The 19,078-nt window shown below is 73.1% G+C and carries 16 protein-coding genes and 1 tRNA gene; 3 read left to right on the top strand and 14 right to left on the bottom strand.

Annotated features, from left to right (window positions below; translation table 11 throughout):
• Positions 1-16: 16 nt before the first annotated feature.
• From ACI78T_RS11175 to ACI78T_RS11150, 6 genes are all read right to left on the bottom strand, one after another.
• Complete coding sequence (locus ACI78T_RS11175; protein WP_456558164.1) at positions 17-1,072, bottom strand: signal peptidase I; 1,056 nt, start codon at positions 1,070-1,072, stop codon at positions 17-19.
• The gene (locus ACI78T_RS11170) at positions 1,069-1,722 is read right to left on the bottom strand and encodes a hypothetical protein (RefSeq protein ID WP_456558163.1); all 654 of its coding nucleotides are present in this window, start codon (positions 1,720-1,722) and stop codon (positions 1,069-1,071) included. Before ACI78T_RS11170 ends, ACI78T_RS11175 begins: the two co-directional genes overlap by 4 nt.
• 142 nt (positions 1,723-1,864) lie before the next feature.
• Positions 1,865-2,275 carry a nucleoside-diphosphate kinase gene (gene ndk, locus ACI78T_RS11165; RefSeq protein ID WP_456558162.1) on the bottom strand — a complete coding sequence of 137 codons (411 nt, stop codon included), beginning with the start codon at positions 2,273-2,275 and terminating at the stop codon, positions 1,865-1,867.
• An 11-nt stretch (positions 2,276-2,286) separates the two neighbouring features.
• Positions 2,287-2,694 carry a DUF4233 domain-containing protein gene (locus tag ACI78T_RS11160; protein WP_456558161.1) on the bottom strand — a complete coding sequence of 136 codons (408 nt, stop codon included), beginning with the start codon at positions 2,692-2,694 and terminating at the stop codon, positions 2,287-2,289.
• A complete protein-coding gene (locus ACI78T_RS11155; protein ID WP_456558160.1) occupies positions 2,691-4,043 on the bottom strand; it encodes a bifunctional folylpolyglutamate synthase/dihydrofolate synthase in 1,353 nt (450 codons plus the stop codon). The genes ACI78T_RS11160 and ACI78T_RS11155 overlap by 4 nt, the downstream gene beginning before the upstream one ends.
• A 31-nt stretch (positions 4,044-4,074) precedes the next feature.
• A complete protein-coding gene (locus tag ACI78T_RS11150; protein ID WP_456558159.1) occupies positions 4,075-4,500 on the bottom strand; it encodes a YccF domain-containing protein in 426 nt (141 codons plus the stop codon).
• An 83-nt stretch (positions 4,501-4,583) separates the two neighbouring features.
• On the opposite strand from ACI78T_RS11150, the gene valS reads away from it, so the two are divergent.
• On the top strand, positions 4,584-7,178 hold the full coding sequence (gene valS / locus ACI78T_RS11145; protein WP_456558158.1) for a valine--tRNA ligase: 2,595 nt from the start codon (positions 4,584-4,586) through the stop codon (positions 7,176-7,178).
• 36 nt (positions 7,179-7,214) lie between these two features.
• On the opposite strand, the gene ACI78T_RS11140 is transcribed toward valS, so the two are convergent.
• Positions 7,215-7,856: a hypothetical protein gene (locus ACI78T_RS11140; RefSeq protein WP_456558157.1), complete on the bottom strand. Its 642-nt coding sequence runs from the start codon at positions 7,854-7,856 to the stop codon at positions 7,215-7,217.
• Between the two features lie 240 nt (positions 7,857-8,096).
• On the opposite strand from ACI78T_RS11140, the gene ACI78T_RS11135 reads away from it, so the two are divergent.
• On the top strand, positions 8,097-9,017 hold the full coding sequence (locus ACI78T_RS11135; protein WP_456558156.1) for a DUF559 domain-containing protein: 921 nt from the start codon (positions 8,097-8,099) through the stop codon (positions 9,015-9,017).
• 58 nt (positions 9,018-9,075) lie between these two features.
• Here the strand turns inward: ACI78T_RS11135 and clpX are convergent, their stop codons facing one another.
• The 7 genes from clpX to ACI78T_RS11100 all read right to left on the bottom strand — a co-directional run bounded on the left by clpX (position 9,076) and on the right by ACI78T_RS11100 (position 15,570).
• On the bottom strand, positions 9,076-10,350 hold the full coding sequence (gene clpX, locus ACI78T_RS11130) for an ATP-dependent Clp protease ATP-binding subunit ClpX (RefSeq protein ID WP_116451391.1): 1,275 nt from the start codon (positions 10,348-10,350) through the stop codon (positions 9,076-9,078).
• A 324-nt stretch (positions 10,351-10,674) separates the two neighbouring features.
• A complete protein-coding gene (locus ACI78T_RS11125) occupies positions 10,675-11,304 on the bottom strand; it encodes an ATP-dependent Clp protease proteolytic subunit (protein WP_456558155.1) in 630 nt (209 codons plus the stop codon).
• Between the two features lie 20 nt (positions 11,305-11,324).
• Positions 11,325-11,963, bottom strand: a complete 639-nt coding sequence (locus tag ACI78T_RS11120; RefSeq protein ID WP_456558154.1) for an ATP-dependent Clp protease proteolytic subunit — start codon at positions 11,961-11,963, stop codon at positions 11,325-11,327.
• Between the two features lie 263 nt (positions 11,964-12,226).
• On the bottom strand, positions 12,227-13,690 hold the full coding sequence (gene tig, locus ACI78T_RS11115; protein ID WP_456558153.1) for a trigger factor: 1,464 nt from the start codon (positions 13,688-13,690) through the stop codon (positions 12,227-12,229).
• A gap of 90 nt (positions 13,691-13,780) precedes the next feature.
• Positions 13,781-13,854, bottom strand: a tRNA-Pro gene (locus ACI78T_RS11110).
• Between the two features lie 13 nt (positions 13,855-13,867).
• Positions 13,868-14,197 (bottom strand): hypothetical protein, encoded by a 330-nt coding sequence (locus ACI78T_RS11105; RefSeq protein WP_456558152.1) that lies wholly within the window; start codon positions 14,195-14,197, stop codon positions 13,868-13,870.
• A gap of 65 nt (positions 14,198-14,262) precedes the next feature.
• Positions 14,263-15,570 carry a nucleotide disphospho-sugar-binding domain-containing protein gene (locus ACI78T_RS11100; RefSeq protein ID WP_456558151.1) on the bottom strand — a complete coding sequence of 436 codons (1,308 nt, stop codon included), beginning with the start codon at positions 15,568-15,570 and terminating at the stop codon, positions 14,263-14,265.
• Positions 15,571-15,741: 171 nt separating this feature from the next.
• On the opposite strand from ACI78T_RS11100, the gene ACI78T_RS11095 reads away from it, so the two are divergent.
• The gene (locus ACI78T_RS11095; RefSeq protein ID WP_456558150.1) at positions 15,742-19,077 is read left to right on the top strand and encodes a BTAD domain-containing putative transcriptional regulator; all 3,336 of its coding nucleotides are present in this window, start codon (positions 15,742-15,744) and stop codon (positions 19,075-19,077) included.
• The last annotated feature ends 1 nt before the right edge of the window (position 19,078 follow it).

The following is a 19,078-nucleotide window of genomic DNA, read 5'->3' as shown; positions in this document are numbered from 1 at the left end:
CGCGGCGCCGCCGTCGTCATCGACGAGGCTGACCGCGGAAGCTGCCGCTGTCGGCGCAGTTGCCGCGGTCGCCAGCCGGACGGACCCGAGGGCCAGGAGCCCGAACAGCAGCACCCCGATCGTCGCGAGGAGCGCCGATCGCGAACGAGACCGGCGGACGTGGCTGACGGGTGGGTGCACTGTTTCCCTCCCCTCCTGTGGTCGGGACCGCGGGCCGCGCGAAGCTGCGCACGGCGGCAGGTCGCACCGCCTCTGTCTTCGACAGGCGCACGGCCGCGCTTGAGCTGGACGCGGGGTGGATCGGGAACGCCGCCACGACGGCGGGAGCCCCCTGCCGCCTCGGGCGGGCGGCAGGGACGGGTGGGAGCGCCCGCGGGAGCGGGCGTTGCGACGCCTGCCGCGGCACCGGGACCGGGACCGGCGGGAGCCCGCGGGCAGGCGGGACCTCCCGCACGGGCTCGGCGTCGCGGACGGGCGGGATGTCCCAGGCGGTGGGGGCCTCCGGGTCGACGTCCGGGCTTCCCGGCGCGTCGTCCCGCTCGGCGTCGCCCGCGCGTCGCCGGCCCGCCCTGCTGGCGAACACGGCGGCGGCGGCCAGGACGCCGGCGGTCGCAGCGATGGCGCCGTACCGGTCCTGCGCGCGCCAGAGCGCCGGCAGGCCCACCCACGGCACGCGCAGCACGGCCAGACCCCGGACCTCCGACGGCTCGGCGTGCACGCTGTCGTCGGACTGGTTGGCATCCCCGCGGGTGACCAGCCGGCCCTCCTCGTCGAAGGAGACCAGCCGGTGCAGCAGCAGTCCCCCGGGCACCCCGGGGTCGTGGACGAGCACCACCTGGCCGGTGCGCAGCTCGGCGGGGGTGACCGGGTGGGTGACCACCACGTCACCGGGGTTGACCCTGGGGGCCATCGAGCCGCTCGTCACCACGTGAGCGGAGTAGCCGGCCGCCAGCGGGGCGAGCGCGGCCAGCACGAGCCCCGTCAGCACGGTGAGGCCGAGGACGACGACCACGCGGGCCGTCGACCGCACCCGGCCGGCGCTGGACGCCGAACCGCGTTCGGCGCGGGTCACGGGACGTTCCGCGCTTCCCAGGTGAAGGTGGCCGTCGACCGGGTGTTCTGGGCGTTGTTGTTGTCGAGCACCGAGTAGGTGACGCGGAAGGTGAGCGACGTGCCGCCCGGCACGGCGCTGCCCACCGGGAGCCCGCGGGCGTAGTCGGGGCTGGCGGTCTTCAGGGCGGCCAGAGTCTTCGTCTGGTCCGCGGACCCGAGATTGGCCGACGCGGTGTTGAACAGGAAGGTCGGCGTCGAGGTGGGGGTGAAGCCGGCGAGGCAGTCCGGGCTCACCGTCGTGCCTGCCGCGACGTTCTGCCCCTGCTCCACGCTCATGACCAGGTACGGGTCGAGCGTGACCGCGCCGGCGGTCGGAGTGGTGACGTACAGGCGGATGTCGGCGGCGAGGTCGCCGGTGTAGTCGACGCGGATGCACCGCGCGCGGGTGGACCCCGGCTGGAGGGCGCCGTCGCTGGTCGAGTCGAACAGCGCGGAACCACCGTCGGAGTCGGTGAGCGCGACGCTCCCCGCCCGCCAGGTGTTGCCGGCGTTGTCGGTGGTCGCGGTGAAGGCCGCCGCCGTGGACTGCCAGACGAGGGCGCCCGCGAGCAGCAGCCCCACCGGCACGGCGCCCAGCAGGGAACGCAGCGCGGCAGACCTGGTGCGCACGACGCCCCCTCGGGCTCCGAGACCCCCTGGTGGGGCCGACACCACCCCATCGGGCGGCGTCGGCACCCTCCGTAGCAGGCCGGGAGCCGCGTCCCCCGGACGGGTGAGTGGCGCCCGCCACTGCCCGCCGGAGGACCCGAACTCAGCCCAGGTCGGGGAAGAAGAGCTTCACCTCGCGCTCGGCGGACTCGGGCGAGTCGGAGCCGTGCACGATGTTGTTCTGCACCTCGAGGGCGAAGTCGCCGCGGATGGTGCCGGGAGCGGCCTTCACCGGGTCGGTGGCGCCGGCGAGGGCGCGGAACGCCTCGATGGCGCGCGGGCCCTCCACCACCAGCGCCATCAGCGGGCCGCCGGTGATGAACTCGACCAGCGAGCCGAAGAACGGCCGCTCGCGGTGCTCGGCGTAGTGGGTCTCGGCGGTCTCCCGGGTCAGCGTGCGCAGTTCGGCCGCGACCAGCCGCAGGCCCTTGCGCTCCAGACGGGTGATCACCTCACCGACGAGGCCACGGGCGACGCCGTCGGGCTTGACGAGGACGAGAGTGCGTTCGGTCACGGGGCGGCAGCCTACGTGGTGGGCGCCGCTCCCCCGTCGCCCTCGTCGGGAACCGGTGCCCGCGGTGCCCCGAAGGGGGTGCCCAGCAGCTCCCGGCGGATCTGCAGCAGGTACAGCCAGATGAGCACGAACGCCCCGGCGACGAACCACATCACGGGGTTGAGCAGGCCGGTCAGGAGCAGCGGCACCTGCAGGACCGTGCCGATGAGCACGCCCCGCTCCCGGCGCTGCACCCCGGACGACAGGATCAGCACGACGGCGAGCACGATCAGGTAGGTCAGCTCGACGCCGGTCAGCCCGTTGCCGTCCTGGGCGATCCCGCGCGGGACGAACAGGGTGGCGATGCCCTCGAGCACCAGGATGGCGGCGCCGGCGCCGTTCAGCGCCCGTCCCGCCCGGACGGGGTCGGGCGCGGTCACGCGCCCCTCCGCGCCATGAGGGTGCGGGCCTCCCCGGCGGTGATGACGCTGCCCGTGACGAGCACGCCCGACCCGCCGAGCGCGTCGTCCGGGCCGGCCTCCGCCAGCTCGATCGCCTCGGTGATCGCCTCCCCCAGGTGCGGCTGCACGCTGACCCGGTCGGCTCCGAAGATCTCGACAGCGAGGGCACCGAGTTCGTCGGCGGGCATCGCGCGCGGCGAGCTGTTCTCGGTCACCACGAGCTCCGCGCAGATGTCCTCGAGCGCGGCGAGGATCCCGGCGACGTCCTTGCCGGCGACGCAGCTGACGACGCCGATCAACCGGGTGAAGTCGAACGACTCCTTGACGGCGTCGACCGTCGCGGCCATGCCGGCGGGGTTGTGCGCCGCGTCGACGAGGACCGTCGGGCTGGTGCGCACCCGCTCCAGGCGGCCGGGCGAGCGGACGTTGGCGAACGCGGCCCGCACCGTCTCCTGCTCGATCGGCCCGGTCGCGGCGCCCGCGCCCAGGAACGCCTCGACGGCGGCCAGCGCGGTGACGGCGTTCTGCGCCTGGTGGGCGCCGAACAGCGGGAGGAAGACCTCCTCGTACTCGCCGCCGAGGCCCTGCAGACGCACCTGCTGCCCGCCGACGGCCACCCGCCGCTCCAGCACCCCGAACTCGGTGCCCTCTCGGGCGACGACCGCCTCCACCTCGACCGCCCGGCGGACCAGGGAGTCGAGGGCGGCCGGCTGCTGGTGGGCCAGCACCGCGATGGAGTCGGCCTTGATGATCCCGGCCTTCTCCCCCGCGATCGTGCCGACGTCCGGCCCGAGGTACTCGGCGTGGTCGAGGTCGACCGGGGTGACGACGGCGACCCGCGCGTCCGCCACGTTGGTGGCGTCCCAGGTGCCGCCCATGCCGACCTCGATGACGGCGACGTCGACCGGAGCGTCGGCGAAGAGCGCGTACGCCATGCCGACCGTCACCTCGAAGAAGCTCATCGGGTGCTCGCCGGCGGCGTCGACCATCTGCACGTACGGGGCGATGTCGTCGTAGGTCTCGACGAACCGCTCGGCGCTCACCGGCTCGCCGTCCAGCACGATCCGCTCGCGGATCTCCTGCAGGTGCGGGCTGGTGAACCGGCCGACGCGCAGGCCGAACCCGCGCAGCAGCTCGTCGATCATCCGCGCCGTCGTCGTCTTGCCGTTGGTGCCGGCCACCTGGATGACGGGCATCGCGCGGTGCGGCGAGCCGAGGAGGTCGACGAGGGCCGTGATGCGGGTCAGGGACGGCTCGAGCCGGTTCTCCGGCCAGCGGGCCAGCAGCTCCTTCTCCACCCGGGCCATGTCACCGGTGCTGCTGCTCACGCCCCCAGGATGCCAGGGGTCCGCCGCACCCCTACCGGGCGACCGCGCTGCCGGCGTGGATCCAGTCCCGCGGCGGCTCCGTCTCGACCACCCGCTTCCCGAGCGGGAACAGCCCGACGGCGGCCAGCTTGAACGAGGCCACGCCGAACGGGATGCCGATGATCGTGAGGCAGAAGCCGATGCCCGCGACGACGTGGAGGACCGCCAGCCACCACCCCGCGACCAGGAACCACAGCAGGTTGCCGACGGCCGAGGCCACCCCTGCTCCCGGGGCGGGGACCGTGGTGCGCCCGAAGGGCCACAGGACGAAGCCGGCCAGGCGGAAGGACGCGATCCCGAACGGGATCGTGACGACGAGGAGGCAGGCCAGGACGCCGGCGAGCAGGTAGGCCAGCGCGAGCAACCAGCCCTGGAACACCAGCCAGACGAGGTTGAGCAGCAGGCGCAGCGAGTCCACGTCCCCCTCACGGACGACACGGCCCCCGCGTTCCCCCGGGCGCGGCCGGAACCGCGTTGCGACCGGTTCCTAGGATGCGGGGCATGGTTGCCGACATCTCCCGCCCGGACCCGACGTCCCCGGGGACCACTGTCGGCGTACCCGAGAAGCCCTCGATCGACGGGCTCGAGGAGAAGTGGGTCGCGCGGTGGGCGGCCGAGGACACCTACGCCTTCGACCGCGCCTCGGCGCTGGCCGGCCCGCGCGACCAGATCTGGTCGATCGACACTCCCCCGCCGACGGCGAGCGGCTCGCTGCACGTCGGCCACGTGTTCAGCTACACGCACACCGACTTCGTCGCCCGCTACCAGCGGATGCGTGGCAAGCACGTCTTCTACCCGATGGGCTGGGACGACAACGGCCTGCCGACCGAGCGCCGGGTGCAGAACTACTTCGGCGTCCGGTGCGACCCGTCGCTGCCCTACGACCCCTCGTTCGAGCCGCCGGAGAAGCCGGCCAAGGACCAGCTGCCGATCTCGCGCCGCAACTTCGTCGAGCTGTGCATGCGGCTGACGGAGGAGGACGAGGCGGAGTTCGAGAAGCTCTGGCGCCGCGTCGGCCTGTCGGTGGACTGGTCGAACGTCTACCGGACCATCTCGGAATCCTCCCGCGCGACCGCGCAGCGGATGTTCCTGCACAACCTCGCCCGCGGTGAGGCCTACGCGCAGGAGGCGCCGACCCTCTGGGACGTCACGTTCCGCACCGCCGTCGCCCAGGCCGAGCTCGAGGACCGCGAGCGCCCCGGCGCCTACCACCGGATCGGGTTCTCCAGCCGCGAGGGCGTCGTCTACATCGAGACCACCCGCCCCGAGCTGCTGCCCGCCTGCGTCGCGCTGGTCGCCCACCCCGACGACGAGCGGTACCAGCCGCTGTTCGGGAAGACCGTCCGGACGCCGCTGTTCGACGTCGAGGTGCCGGTGGTCGCCCACCGCCTCGCCGAGCCGGACAAGGGCTCGGGCATCGCGATGATCTGCACCTTCGGCGACCTCAACGACGTCACCTGGTGGCGCGAGCTGCAGCTGCCCACCCGGGCGATCATCGGCTGGGACGGCCGGCTGCTGGCCGACCCGCCGCCCGGTGTGCCCGCCCGCCCCTACGACGAGCTGGCCGGCAAGACCGTGTTCAGCGCGCAGCAGCGGATCGTGGAGCTGCTGAAGGAGGCCGGCCACCTCGACGGGGAGCCGAAGCCGATCACCCACCCGGTGAAGTTCTTCGAGAAGGGCGAGCGCCCGCTGGAGATCGTCACCACGCGGCAGTGGTACATCCGCAACGGCGGCCGGGACGCCGACCTGCGCGACGCGCTCGTGGCCCGCGGCAAGGAGATCCAGTGGGTCCCCGAGCACATGCGCCACCGTTACGAGAACTGGGTCGAGGGCCTCAACGGCGACTGGCTGATCAGCCGCCAGCGGTTCTTCGGGGTGCCGTTCCCGGTCTGGTACCGGCTGGACGACGAGGGCGAGCCCGACTACGCGGACCCGATCCTGGCGCCGGAGTCCGCGCTGCCGGTCGACCCGTCCTCCGACGTCCCCGAGGGCTTCACGGAGTCGCAGCGCGGCAAGCCGGGCGGCTTCATGGCCGACCCCGACGTCATGGACACCTGGGCGACCTCGTCGCTGTCGCCGCAGGTGGCCTCGGGCTGGGACACCGACCCGGAGCTGTTCGCCAAGGTCTTCCCGATGGACGTCCGGCCGCAGGCCCACGACATCATCCGCACCTGGCTGTTCTCCACCGTCGTCCGGTCGCACTTCGAGCACGGGACCGTGCCGTGGTCGCACGCCACGATCTCGGGCTTCGTCGTCGACCCCGACCGCAAGAAGATGTCGAAGTCGAAGGGCAACGCGACCACGCCGGTCGACGTCCTCGAGCGCTACGGCACCGACGCCGTTCGCTGGCGGGCGGCCGGCGCGCGGCCGGGTGCGGACTCCCCGTTCGACGAGGCGCAGATGAAGGTCGGCCGCCGGCTGGCCATGAAGATCCTCAACGTCGGCAAGTTCGTCCTGGGGCTGGGCGCCGGTGACGTCGACCTGGAGTCCGCCGCGGCCCGGGTCACCGAGCCGATCGACCAGGGCCTGCTGACCGCACTGGCCGGGGTCGTCGACGAGGCGACGGCCGCGATGGAGGCCTTCAACTACACCCGCGCCCTCGAGGTCGCCGAGACGTTCTTCTGGTCGTTCTGCGACGACTACGTGGAGCTGGTGAAGTCCCGCGCCTACCGGACCGGGCCGGACGCCGAGTCGGCGCAGGCCGCCCTGGCCCTGGCCCTGGCGGTGCAGCTGCGGCTGTTCGCGCCCGTGCTGCCGTTCGTGACCGAGGAGGTCTGGTCCTGGTGGCGGGCGGGCTCGGTGCACCGCGCGCCGTGGCCGGTCGCCTCCGAGCTCCCGGCGGGCGGTGACCCGGCGGTGGTGACCGCGGCCGCCGAGGCGCTGGCGGGTGTCCGCAAGGCCAAGTCCGACGCCAAGGTGTCCATGCGTGCGGACGTCGAGACGGCGACCGTCATCGCCGCCGAGGACCAGGTGGCGCGCGTCGAGGCGGCCCGGACCGACCTCATCGACGCCGGCCGCATCGCGACGCTCTCGGTGGTCGGCGGCACGGGTCCGCTCACCGTGCACGTCGTCCTCGCCCCGCCGGCGGAGGACTGACCGGGTGGGGCCGCCGAGCGGCGGCCCCACCCGCCGTCACTGGAAGCCGATGACGACCGCTGTGCCGCCTTCCTGCCCGACGAGCACGACCATGCCGTCGTAGCTGCCGTCGGGCAGCTCGAGGGTCACGTCGAGGACGTCGGAGGCCGTGCCGGGGTCGAAGCTGACCGCGTCGATCGTGTAGTTCACCGGCAGGGTGCCACCGGCCGCCTCGGCGATCTCGGCGGACAGCAGGTCGGCGTCGCCGGCGTAGTAGGCCTGGAAGTCGCTGCCGCCGTGGCCGATGGCGGTCGGGAAGTCGCCGAGGACGACGTCGTCCAGGAAGGCCGCGCCGCGGTCGACCGACCCGATGATCTGCCCGCCGTCGCCGGCGTACGGGGTGCCGTGGTCGTCGGGCACCTGCTCCTCGTCCGCCTCGGGCGGGACGACCGCGTCGCCGTCGAGGTCGCCGAGCTGCTCCTCGGCCTGCGCGCTCTCCTGCGCCGGGTTCGAGTCGGCGGTGTCGTCGGCCCGCAGCAGCAGGAAGGCGAGCACGCCGGCGACGGCGACCAGCAGGACGAGGGTGCCGATCAGCCACGGGACCAGGCTGTTTCGCTGCGGCGCGGGCGGCGGGTACGACGGCTGACCGTAGGGCGGCAGCTGCTGGGTCGTGTCGGCCGGCGGGTAGGGGTGGCTCACTGCGCGCTCCTTCGTGGACCGGGCACACCGCCCGGGGTCGCGGCGAACCTAGGGCGCGCGCCGGTCGCGGCCGGGGCGGCGCGAGGAACGTTCCCGAGCCGTATTCACACCCGCCGCAGGATGCGTGCCTTGCACCGTCCGGTGTCACGAAGTGGGGCGAACTGAGCTTCCTTGGTTCAACACCCGTGGCTGTCCACAAGGGCGCAGCCACCGGCGGGCGCGAACCGTCACGATCCGTCCGTGCACGATCTCGCTGCCCTCATCCCGGACGGTGCCATCACGCGCATCGACCTCACCCTGGCCAGCAGCGCCAGCTCCGTCGCGCGCTGGACGGCATCCGGGGACCTGATCCAGATCCACCCCGGTGTCGTCATGGTGCCGGCGGCCCAGGCCGACCCCATCGCCCGTGCACGGGCGGCGACCCTCTGGGCCAAGGGGCCGTTGAGCCACCAGTCCGCCCTGGCGTTGTGGGCCGCGTGTCCGCCACAGCCCGGACCGGTCCACGTGACGGTGACCGCTGACCGCTCGCCCAGACGGACCACCGGCGTGGTTGTGCACCGGACGACCCTGCCCCTGCCGGCCACACGGGTCGACGACATCCCGGTGACCACGCTGAGCCGAAGTCTCGTCGACTCGTGGGACTGGGCTCACCGGGCGCGCAGGCGCGGGCCCGTCGGCCGGGTCGACGTCCCACGTCAGGCGGTCATCGAGTCCGTCCGGGGACGGCGGACGAGTGTGGCGCTGCTCCGGGCGGAGTCAGCTGCATGCTCGGTGCATGCCGGGCGGGCTGCACTGAGCTCGCTGCTCGACCTGATCGAGGGCGGCTGCGAGAGCGAACTGGAGATCTGGGGCGTCACACATGTGCTACCGGGACCGCCTCGGGTGCCGGCACCGGTACAACAGCATCATGTCCGGCTGCAGAGCGGCCGCTGGGTCCGTCTGGACGCCGCCTACCCGGACGCGCTCGTCGCCGTGGAGCTCGACGGCGCGGCCTTCCACGGCAGCAGGGAGGCGCGGGAACGCGATCTCCGCCGTGACAGCGCACTCGCCGCGCTCGGGTGGGTGGTGCTGCGCTTCAGCTACGCGCGGCTGATGGCGGATCCCGACGGGTGCCGTCGGGAGATCGAGGCGGTCGTCCGTCGGCGACTCGCGAGGCGTTGAACCGGAGAGGCCCAGAACCACGTGGGTTCTGGGCCTCTCCGGTTCAACGGTCAGACGGTCAGGCCGACTTCTCGCGGCGCTCGCGGGTGGGCTTGCGGGGGACGATCGTCGGGTTGACGTGCTCCAGGACGACCTCCTTGGTGATCACCACGGAGGCGACGTCGTCCCGGCTGGGGACGTCGTACATCACCGACTGGAGCACCTCCTCCATGATCGCGCGGAGGCCGCGGGCGCCGGTGCCGCGGAGGATGGCCTGGTCGGCGATCGCCTCGAGGGCGTCGTCGGTGAACTCCAGGTCCACGCCGTCGAGCTCGAACAGCTTCCGGTACTGGCGCACCAGGGCGTTCTTCGGCTCGGTGAGGATGTTGATCAGCGCCTCGCGGTCGAGCTTCTGCACGCTCGTGATGACCGGCAGGCGGCCGATGAACTCCGGGATCATGCCGAACTTCAGCAGGTCCTCGGGCATGACCTCGGCGAAGGCGTTGGCCTCGGCGATCTCGGCCTTGCCGCGGATCTCGGCGCCGAAGCCGATCCCCTGCTTGCTGGTGCGCTGCTCGATGACCTTCTCCAGGCCGGCGAACGCGCCGCCGACGATGAACAGCACGTTCGTCGTGTCGATCTGGATGAACTCCTGGTGCGGGTGCTTGCGGCCGCCCTGCGGGGGCACCGACGCCGTCGTCCCCTCGAGGATCTTCAGCAGCGCCTGCTGGACGCCCTCACCGGAGACGTCGCGGGTGATCGACGGGTTCTCGCTCTTGCGGGCGATCTTGTCGACCTCGTCGATGTAGATGATCCCGGTCTCGGCGCGCTTGACGTCGTAGTCGGCGGCCTGGATCAGCTTGAGCAGGATGTTCTCGACGTCCTCGCCGACGTAGCCGGCCTCGGTCAGCGCCGTGGCGTCGGCGATCGCGAACGGGACGTTGAGCATCCGGGCGAGGGTCTGCGCCAGGTGCGTCTTGCCGCAGCCCGTGGGGCCCATCAGCAGGATGTTGGACTTGGCCAGCTCGACCGAGTCGTCGCGGGAGGCGCGGTCACCACCGGCCTGGATCCGCTTGTAGTGGTTGTAGACGGCCACCGAGAGCGTGCGCTTGGCCTGGTCCTGGCCGATGACGTACTGCTCGAGGAAGTCGTGGATCTCCTTCGGCTTCGGCAGCTCGTCGAACTTCAGGTCCGAGGACTCCGAGAGCTCTTCCTCGATGATCTCGTTGCAGAGGTCGATGCACTCGTCGCAGATGTAGACCCCGGGGCCCGCGATGAGCTTCTTGACCTGCTTCTGGCTCTTCCCGCAGAAGGAGCACTTGAGCAGGTCACCGCTCTCACCGATTCGTGCCACCTGCTGACCTCCACCTGTCTGTCGCCTGGCCCGGTGTCCCGGACCCCGCGGACTTCATTCTGGCTGCTTCGCCCCTGCTCGGCCTCGTCGTGCGGGCTGACCCGTGAGGCTCTCCTCCCGGCGCTGCCGGCCGGGGATCGGGCGCCCGCTGACCGTAACCCCGACGGCCGACGTCTCCGGGCAATGACTCACCCGGTTCCGGCGACCGTCCCACTTCTGTCCCGCATGTGCCCCGTGCCCCTCGGATCCCCTGGGTGGACCAGGTGTGTCGACGGTACGGGTCGAGGGCGCGACACGCGCACCCTCGACCCGTCCCGATCGGCGTCAGACCGCCGGGAGCGCGTTCAGCTTCCGGCTCTGCACGACCTCGTCGACGATGCCGTAGGCCTTCGCCTCGTTGGCCGTGAGGATCTTGTCGCGCTCGATGTCGTTGCGGACCTGGTCGAGGGTCTGCCCCGTGTGGCGGGCCAGGATCTCCTCCATCTGCGACCGCACGCGCTGGATCTCGGCGGCGTGGATCTCCAGGTCGGACACCTGACCGCCGGACTCGCCGGACGGCTGGTGGATCAGCACGCGGGAGTACGGCAGCGCCAGGCGCTTGCCCGGGGTCCCGGCCGCGAGCAGGACGGCGGCGGCGGAGGCGGCCTGACCCATGCAGACGGTCTGGATGTCCGGGCGGACGAACATCATCGTGTCGTAGATGGCCATCAGCGACGTGAACGAGCCACCGGGCGAGTTGATGTAGATCGTGATGTCGCGGTCGGGGTCGGCGGACTCCAGCGTGATCAGCTGGGCCATCACGTCGTTGGCCGAGGCGTCGTCGATTTGCACCCCGAGGAAGATGATCCGCTCCTCGAAGAGCTTGTTGTACGGGTTGGACTCCTTCATGCCGTAGCTGGTCCGCTCCACGAAGGAGGGCAGCACGTAACGGCTGGAGGGCATCTGGAAACTCATCGTGGTTCTCCTCCGAACCGTCAGTTGTCCGTGACCGGGTTGGCCTGGTCGGTCATCGCCGCCCGGCTCACCACGTGGTCGACGAAGCCGTACTCGAGGGCCTCCTGAGCCGTGAACCAGCGGTCGCGGTCGGAGTCCTTCTCGATCTGCTCCACCGACTGCCCGGTGTGCTGCGACTGCAGCTGGTTGAGCTCGGACTTGGTCCGGCGGAACAGGTCGGCCTGGATGGCGATGTCGGAGGCGGTACCGCCGACGCCGGCCGAGGGCTGGTGCATCATGATCCGCGCGTGCGGCAGGGCGTAGCGCTTGCCCTTCGTGCCGGCGGTCAGCAGGAACTGGCCCATCGAGGCGGCCAGGCCCATGCCGTACGTGGCGACGTCGCAGTCGATGAACTGCATCGTGTCGTAGATGGCCATGCCCGCGGTGACGGAGCCACCGGGCGAGTTGATGTACAGGTGGATGTCGCGCTTGGGGTCCTCGGCGGACAGCAGCAGCATCTGGGCGGCCAGCTGGTTGGCGATGACGTCGTCGACCTGGCTGCCCAGGAAGATGATGCGCTCGCGCAGCAGGCGCTCGTAGACCGAGTCGTTGAGGTTCATACCCCCGGCTGCGGCACGCATCAGCGGCGAGCCCGCCAGGTTCGGGTCGGTAGTGCTCACGGGTGCGGTGACCTCCGTAGAACTGTCTGAGCAGTCGGTCTCGGTAGGGGCAGGTGATCGGTTGGTGCGGCCAGTACGGCCCTCCGGGGGCGCTACCCCCCGGCCGATCGCCTGAGTCCTGTCGACCCTAACGCGGTCCCCCGACGACGCAGTCCCCGTCGGGGCGGTGTTCGCCGACGGCGCAGCGGAAAGCCCGGAAATGCGACGACGCCGCCCCGCCCGGTGAGGGGCGGGACGGCGTCGTGGTGGCTCGGCGAGCCGGATCAGGCCTTGTCGACCGTCTCGGTGTCCTCGACGGCGCCCTCGATGGCCTCGACCGCCGCGGCCTCCTCGGCCACGGTGTCCTCGGCCTCGTCGGAGGCGTCCTCCGCGCTCGCGTCGGCGGCCGGCGCGGCCGGGCGCACGGTCTGGGGGCGCAGGGCCTCCAGGTCGACGACGTTGCCCGAGGCATCGGTGATCGTCGCCTCCTCCAGCAGCTGGGCCAGCGTCTTCGTCCGGCGCACGTCGGCGACGAACTCGGCGATGTTGCCGCCCTGCTGGAGCTGCTGCGCGTACTGCTCCGGGCTCATCCGGCTGCGCTGCGCCTGGGCCATGATCTGCGCCGACAGGTCGTCGTTGTCGACGGTGACCTCACGGGCGTCGGCGATCGCGTCGAGGATGAACTGCGTCTTGACCGCCTGCTCGACGTTCTTCCGCTGCTCGGCGTCGTAGTCCTCGCGGCTCTGGCCACCGGAGATCTGCAGGAAGCTGTCCCAGTCCATGCCGGCCTGCTGCAGCTCCTGCTCGAAGGCCCGGTTGCGCCACTCGATCTCGCGCTCGACCAGGTTCTCCGGCATCGGGACGTCGACGACCTCGATGAGGTGCTCGACGATCTTGTCGCGGGCCTGGGCGCCCTGGCTGAGCCCCTTGCTGCGGGCCAGGCGCTTGCGCACGTCCTCGCGCAGCTCGGCGAGGGTGTCGAACTCGCTGGCGGTCTGGGCGAAGTCGTCGTCCAGCTCGGGCAGGTCCTTGGTCTTCACCGAGCGGACGGTCACGGTGACCTCGGCGTCCTGACCGGCGTTCGGGCCGGAGAGCAGCGCGGTGCTGAAGGTCTTGCTCTCGTCGGCGGACAGGCCGCGGACGGCGTCGTCGAGGCCGGCCATGAGGTTGCCGGAGCCGACCTCGTAGGACATGCCGGTGGTCGAGCCGTCCTCGAGCACCTCCCCGTCCAGGGTGGCCTCGAGGTCGATGGAGACGAAGTCGCCGTCCTCGGCCGGGCGCTCGACGCCGGTGAGCATGCCGAAGCGCTCGCGCATGACGTCGACCTGCTGGTCGATCTCCTCGTCCGTGACCTCGACGTCGTCGACGGTCACGGCGATGGCGTCGAGCGCGGGCAGCTCGAGCTGCGGGGCGACGTCGACCTCGGCGGTGAAGGCGAGGGTGTCGTTGTCGTCGAGGCGGGTCACCTCGATGTCGGGCTGGCCCAGCACGCGGACCTGGTTCTCGCGGACGACCTCGGAGTAGACCTCCGGGATGGCGTGCTGGACGACCTGCTCCAGGACGACGGGGCGCCCGATGCGCTGGTCGAGCACGCGGTTGGGCACCTTGCCGGGGCGGAAGCCGGGCACGCGGACCTGCTTGCCGAGCTCCTTGTAGACCTCACCGAAGGCGTGGTCCAGGTCGCCCCACGGCACCTCGATCGCCATCCGGACCCGCGTGGGGCCGAGTTCCTCGATGGTGCTCTTCACAGCGGCAGTGCTCCTCGATTGCAGACAGACAGGCGCCGACAGGACGGACGGCGCGGAATCGCCCACGAGTCTAGAGACGTGGGCGCGACGTCGGGGTGGCGGGATTTGAACCCACGGCCCCCCGCTCCCAAAGCGGGTGCGCTACCAAGCTGCGCCACACCCCGTGGCCGCTCGAGTCTAGGCGGGTGTCCGACCGTCCTCCTCCGGCACGGGGCGGGTGACCACCAGAGCGGGGTCGACGAGGTCCGGATCGATCCCCACGAGGTCCCACGGGGCGACTGACGCCGTGACGGTTCCGGACGCCACCAGCGGGTCCGTCGCCACGACGGCGCGTGCCACGTCCAGGGAGTCGCAGCGCAGCACGTACGCGGCGGCGTGCCCGCCGGCCCCCAGCTCACCGCCGAGCAGGACGAGGCGCCGGTCGATCAGCGAGTCGACGAACGGCTCGTGCTCGGGTGGGGTTGCCGGCGCAGCGGACGACGCAGCGAGCAGCACCAGGAAGTACACGGACCGGACCGTAGCCACGCCAGCGGCCGCCGTCCCCGGTGGGGACGACGGCCGGTGGGTTGAGGTCAGGCGGTCGCCCGGACGCCGGCGACCTCCAGGATCGCCTCCGCGGCCCGCGCCGGTCCGTCGGAGCCCGCGTAGGCCTGCTGGAGCGCGCGGGCCCGCTCCCGGTACGCGGGGACGGCGAGCACCTTCCCGACGCCGTCGCGGACCTGGGCCGCCGTGGGGGTGTCGGTCTTCAGCGCGATGCCGGTGCCCGACCAGATCACCCGGGCGGAGACCTCCATCTTGTCCTCGGTGAGCCCCGCGACCACCAGCGGGACGCCGTGGGCGAGCGCCAGTTGCACGCCGCCATAGCCGCCGTTGGTGACCATGACGTCGACGAACGGGAGGACCTCGGTGAAGGGGATGTACTCGACCAGCCGCAGGTTGGCCGGCCGGTCGTCGGCGGGCAGCACCTGGTCCGGGTCGTGCCCGACGGTCGTGGCGATCACCAGGGCGTCGGCGTCGGCGAGACCCTCGATGGCCGGCAGCACCAGGTTGCCGGGCTCGGTCGCGATGGTGCCCTGGGTGACCAGGACGACCGGCCGTCCGGCGGCCTTCGCGGCAAGGACGTCGTCCCACCACGCCGGCGGGGTCCAGTCGTCGACGCCCTTCGGCAGCAGCGGGCCCACGAACTCCACGTTGGCCGGCAGGTCGCGGCGCGGGTACTCGAACTCCGGGACGCTCGAGACGAGGTAGCGGTCGGCGATCTGGACACCCCAGTCCATGAAGTAGGAGTCCAGCGGCGGCAGGCCCAGCCGGGCGCGCACCTGCTCCGCGGCGCGCTGCGCCTCGGCGAAGACGACGCTCCTGATCGCCCAGTTCAGCGAGCGGTTGCGCAGCCGGCCCAGGGCGGACGACGACGGCGGCAGCCCCATCCCGAAGGGCGCGGCGTCGACGCTGGAGACACCGAGCGGGGAGACGTTGAAGACCACCCGCGGGATGCCGCGGCGCTCGGCGGCGACGGCCCCGGCGGTGAAGCCCTGCTCGGAGACGACGACGTCCGGCGCGAACGCGTCGATGACCTCGTCGAGCTCGGCCACCCACGCCGGGATCGGGGCGATGAAGAGGTCCATGATCGCCCGCTTGAGCGTGGCGAGCCCCGGCTTCCGGGCGCCGCCCTCGATCTCGTCGTCGACGGCGGCGTCGTCGAAGTCGAGCTCGGGGCTCATGAGGACGACCTGTGCGCCGACCTTCTCCGGCAGGTGCGAGTAGTTGGCGCCGGTGTACCAGGCGACCTCGTGGCCGGCGGAGACGAGCTGCGCGGCGATCGGCAGCCCCGGGCGCAGGTGGCCGGCCATCGGCATGCTGGTGAACAGGACGCGGGTCATGGCGTGCTCCTCGGTGTGGTGGCCCCCCGGGTGGAGGCGCTGGCGTCACCGTGCGCGCAGGCGGTTGACGGCTCCTGGACGATTCGCGACGCTGACCCGGCTCCGACCGAGCGCCCGCTTGACGGCGGCTGAACGCGCAGCTCAGGAGCGCGGTGGGACGGAGGTGGTCCGGTGCTCTTCGGCCTGCTCGGTGCCGTCGAGGCCCGTCCGGACGCCGGCGCCCCTCCCCTGGACCTGGGCAGCCCCCTCCAGCGGGTGCTCCTCGGGCTGCTGCTGACCGAGCGGGACCGGTCGGTGTCCCTCGACCGGATCGTGGTCGAGCTGTGGGGTGACGCTCCCCCGGCCGACCCCGAGGGGTCGGTGCACACCTACGTCTCGCGGTTGCGGCGGGTGCTCGATCCCGGCCGGACGGGCGCTGTCCTGGTGCGCACCCCCGGTGGGTACCGGCTCGCCGTCCCGGCGGACTCCGTGGACGCCGACCGGTTCGCCGCCCTGGCCGCGGAGGTGCGGCAGCTGGCCGTGGACGGCCGGGCCGCCGAGGTTCCGGCGGCGGCGGACCGCGCGCTGGCGCTCTGGCGCGGGCCAGTGCCGCTCGAGGACGCCGGCGACCGCGACTTCGCCGTCCACGCGCAGACCCGCCTGGAGGGGCTCCGGCTGACCTGCCAGGAGGACCGGCTCGGCGCGCTGCTGGCGCTGGGCAGGCCGGAGGACGTCGTGCCCGAGGCCGAGGAGCTGGTCCGACGGCATCCGCTGCGCGAGCGGCCGTGGGTGCTGCTGGTCGACGCGCTGTCCGCCGCCGGCCGCACCGCCGACGCGCTGGCCCGGTACACCGAGGCGCACCGGCTGTTCGACGACGAGCTGGGCGTGGCCCCGGGGCCGGGACTCCGGGCGGCCCAGGCCCGGGCGCTCCAGGCGGGCGAGGCCCCTCTCCCGCCGTCGCCCCCGTCCCTTCCCCGTCCGCAGCTGATCGGCCGCGAGCGGGAGTTCGCGTTGCTCGCCGGGCTGGTCGAGGGGCTGCCGCGCTCGGGGCCGCGGTTCGCGCTCGTCGACGGGGAGCCGGGCATCGGCAAGACGCGGCTGGTGGCGGAGGTGACCGCCGCAGCGACCGCGGCCGGGGCGAAGGTCGCCTGGGGCCGCTGCCACGAGGACGACGACTCCCCCGCCCTGTGGCCGTGGCGGCAGATCCTGGGCGCGCTGTCGAGGGACGCCGAGGCCACGCTCTCGGCACCCGAGGGCGGGGCGTTCGCCGCGTTCGAGCGGGTGCTGCGCGCGGTGGTCGAGGAGTCCGCCGACGCGTCCGTCGTCCTCGTCGTCGACGACCTGCACTGGGCCGACCCGGCGTCGCTCCGGCTGCTGTCGTTCCTCGCGGTCGAGCTGCGGCACGGCCCGATCGCCGTCCTCGTGACCTGCCGCCCGGAGGCCGGCGACGTCGCCCAGGTGCGGGCCACGCTCGCCCGCACCGCCGGCTTCGAGCTCGTGCCCCTCGGCCCGCTGGACCCCGCCGCGACGGGGCAGCTCGTCGAGCGGGTCGCCGAGGCGCCGCTCGATGCCGAGGTGCTGGCCGACCTGCACGACCGGTCCGGTGGCAACCCGTTCTTCGCGACCGAGCTGGCGCGGGTGCTGGCCGACGGGCCGGGACGGCTGCCGCCGAGCGTGCGGGACGTCGTCGTCCGGCGGCTGGACCGGCTGCCGCCGGCCTCGCGGGACGTCCTGCGCCTGGCCGCGGTGGCCGGGCAGCGCTTCGACGTCCCGCTGCTCCTGCGCGCCGGTACCGACGACGACGCACTGACCGACGCCCTCGACGCAGCGGAGGCGGCGCACCTCGTGCGCCCGTCGAGCGGCGGCGGGATGGCGTTCGCGCACGCGCTGGTGCGGGAGTCGCTGCTGGTGGAGACGCCGGAGGTGCGGCGCAGCCGGCTGCACGCGCGGCTGGCGGCGGCGCTGCCGGACGGCGGGGACCCGTTCGAGCGCGCCCACCACCTGGTCGCCGGACGGCCGTTCACCGACACCCGGACGACGGTCGCCGCCTGCGCCCGGGCGGCGGAGCGCGCCGCGCGCGACCACGCGCACGAGAACGCCGCCCGCTGGTGGGAGCGGGCGCTGACGACCCTCGACGAGGACCCCGCCGTCGACGTCCCCGACCTGCGGCAGGAGCTGCTGCTGCGGGCCGGGGCGACGATGGCCCGGGCGGGCTCGTGGGACTCGGCGACCGGGCTGCTGCAGGCGGCCATCGACACCGCGCTGGACCGGGGGGACGCCGCGACCGCTGCTGCCGCAGCCGAGCAGTTCTGCCGGCTGGCCGGCCTGTGGTTCCCGGTCTCCTACGGCACGTACCCGGAGGACCTGGTGCACCGGCTGGAGGCGGTGCTGGCGGCGGCCGGCGACGACGTGCCGGCGCAGGTGCGCAGCCAGTCGGCACTGGCGACCGTCTGCCACTACGGCCCGGACCGGACGCGCAGCCGGCGGGAGTCCGCGGCGGCGCTGGCCCTCGCCCGCCGCTCGGGCCGCGAGGACCTGCTGGTCACCGCGCTGGTCGCCCGGCTGTCCGCGGCCTGGCTGCCCGGTGACGAGGCGGCGCAGATCGAGGACGCCACCGAGCTGCTCGGGCTGGCGACCGGGCCGGACCGGGCGGACGTCGCGGTCCTGGCGCTGTCCCGGCGGTCGACCGCGCGGCTGGTGCTGAGCGACGTGGCCGGGGGCGACGCGGACCTCGCCGAGGCGTGGGACGTCGCCCGCCGCCACGAGCTGCCGCTGCTGCAGGCGCAGTGCGTGAGCATGCAGGCGGCGCGGGCGACGCTGGTCGGCAGCTACGACGTGGCGATGGAGCTGGTGGACCGCGCGTACGACCTCACCCAGCGGACGCAGCTGTACACGCAGACGTGGACGCACCTGGTCATGCGCGCGTTCATCTGGATCGACCAGGGGTGCCTGGCCGAGCGCGTGCAGGGGCTGCCGCCGGAGTCGTCGGCAGGTGGCGGTGCGGAGCAGTTCCTGGTGGCGCTGGCGCTGCTGGAGGCGGGGCAGCCGGAGGCCGCGGCGGCGGCGATGACCGAGCACGACGCGTTCCGGCCGTGGCCGATGCAGTGGGACTGGCTGTCGCTGACCTGCTGGCAGGCGCTGATCGCGGCCGAGCTCGCCGACGCCGGCGCGCTGCCCTCCCCCGGCATCGCCGCCGCGATCGCCGACCGGCTGCTGCCGTACGCGACGCACCTGGCGCTGCAGGGCGGGATCGGCGCGATGGGGCCGGTGGCGCTGTACCTGGGCCGGGCGGAGGCGGCGGCAGGTCGGAGGGAGCCGGCGGAGGAGCACCTCCGCGCGGCGGCTGCGACGAGCGACCGGCTGGGGCTCCGGCCCTCAGGGGCGCGGGCACACCTGGCTCTGGCGCAGCTGCTGGACCGGCGCGGGGACCAGGGTGCCGCTGACCAGGCGAAGGAGGCGCTGCGCGTCGCCGAGGACATCGGCATGACGGGGATCGCGCGCGACGCCCGGCGGCTGGCGCACGGGTGAC

It is taken from the genome of Blastococcus sp. SYSU D00922, assembly GCF_054050495.1.
The sequence above is the reverse complement of the archived record's forward strand: the minus strand, read 5'-3'. Positions and strand labels throughout refer to the sequence as shown.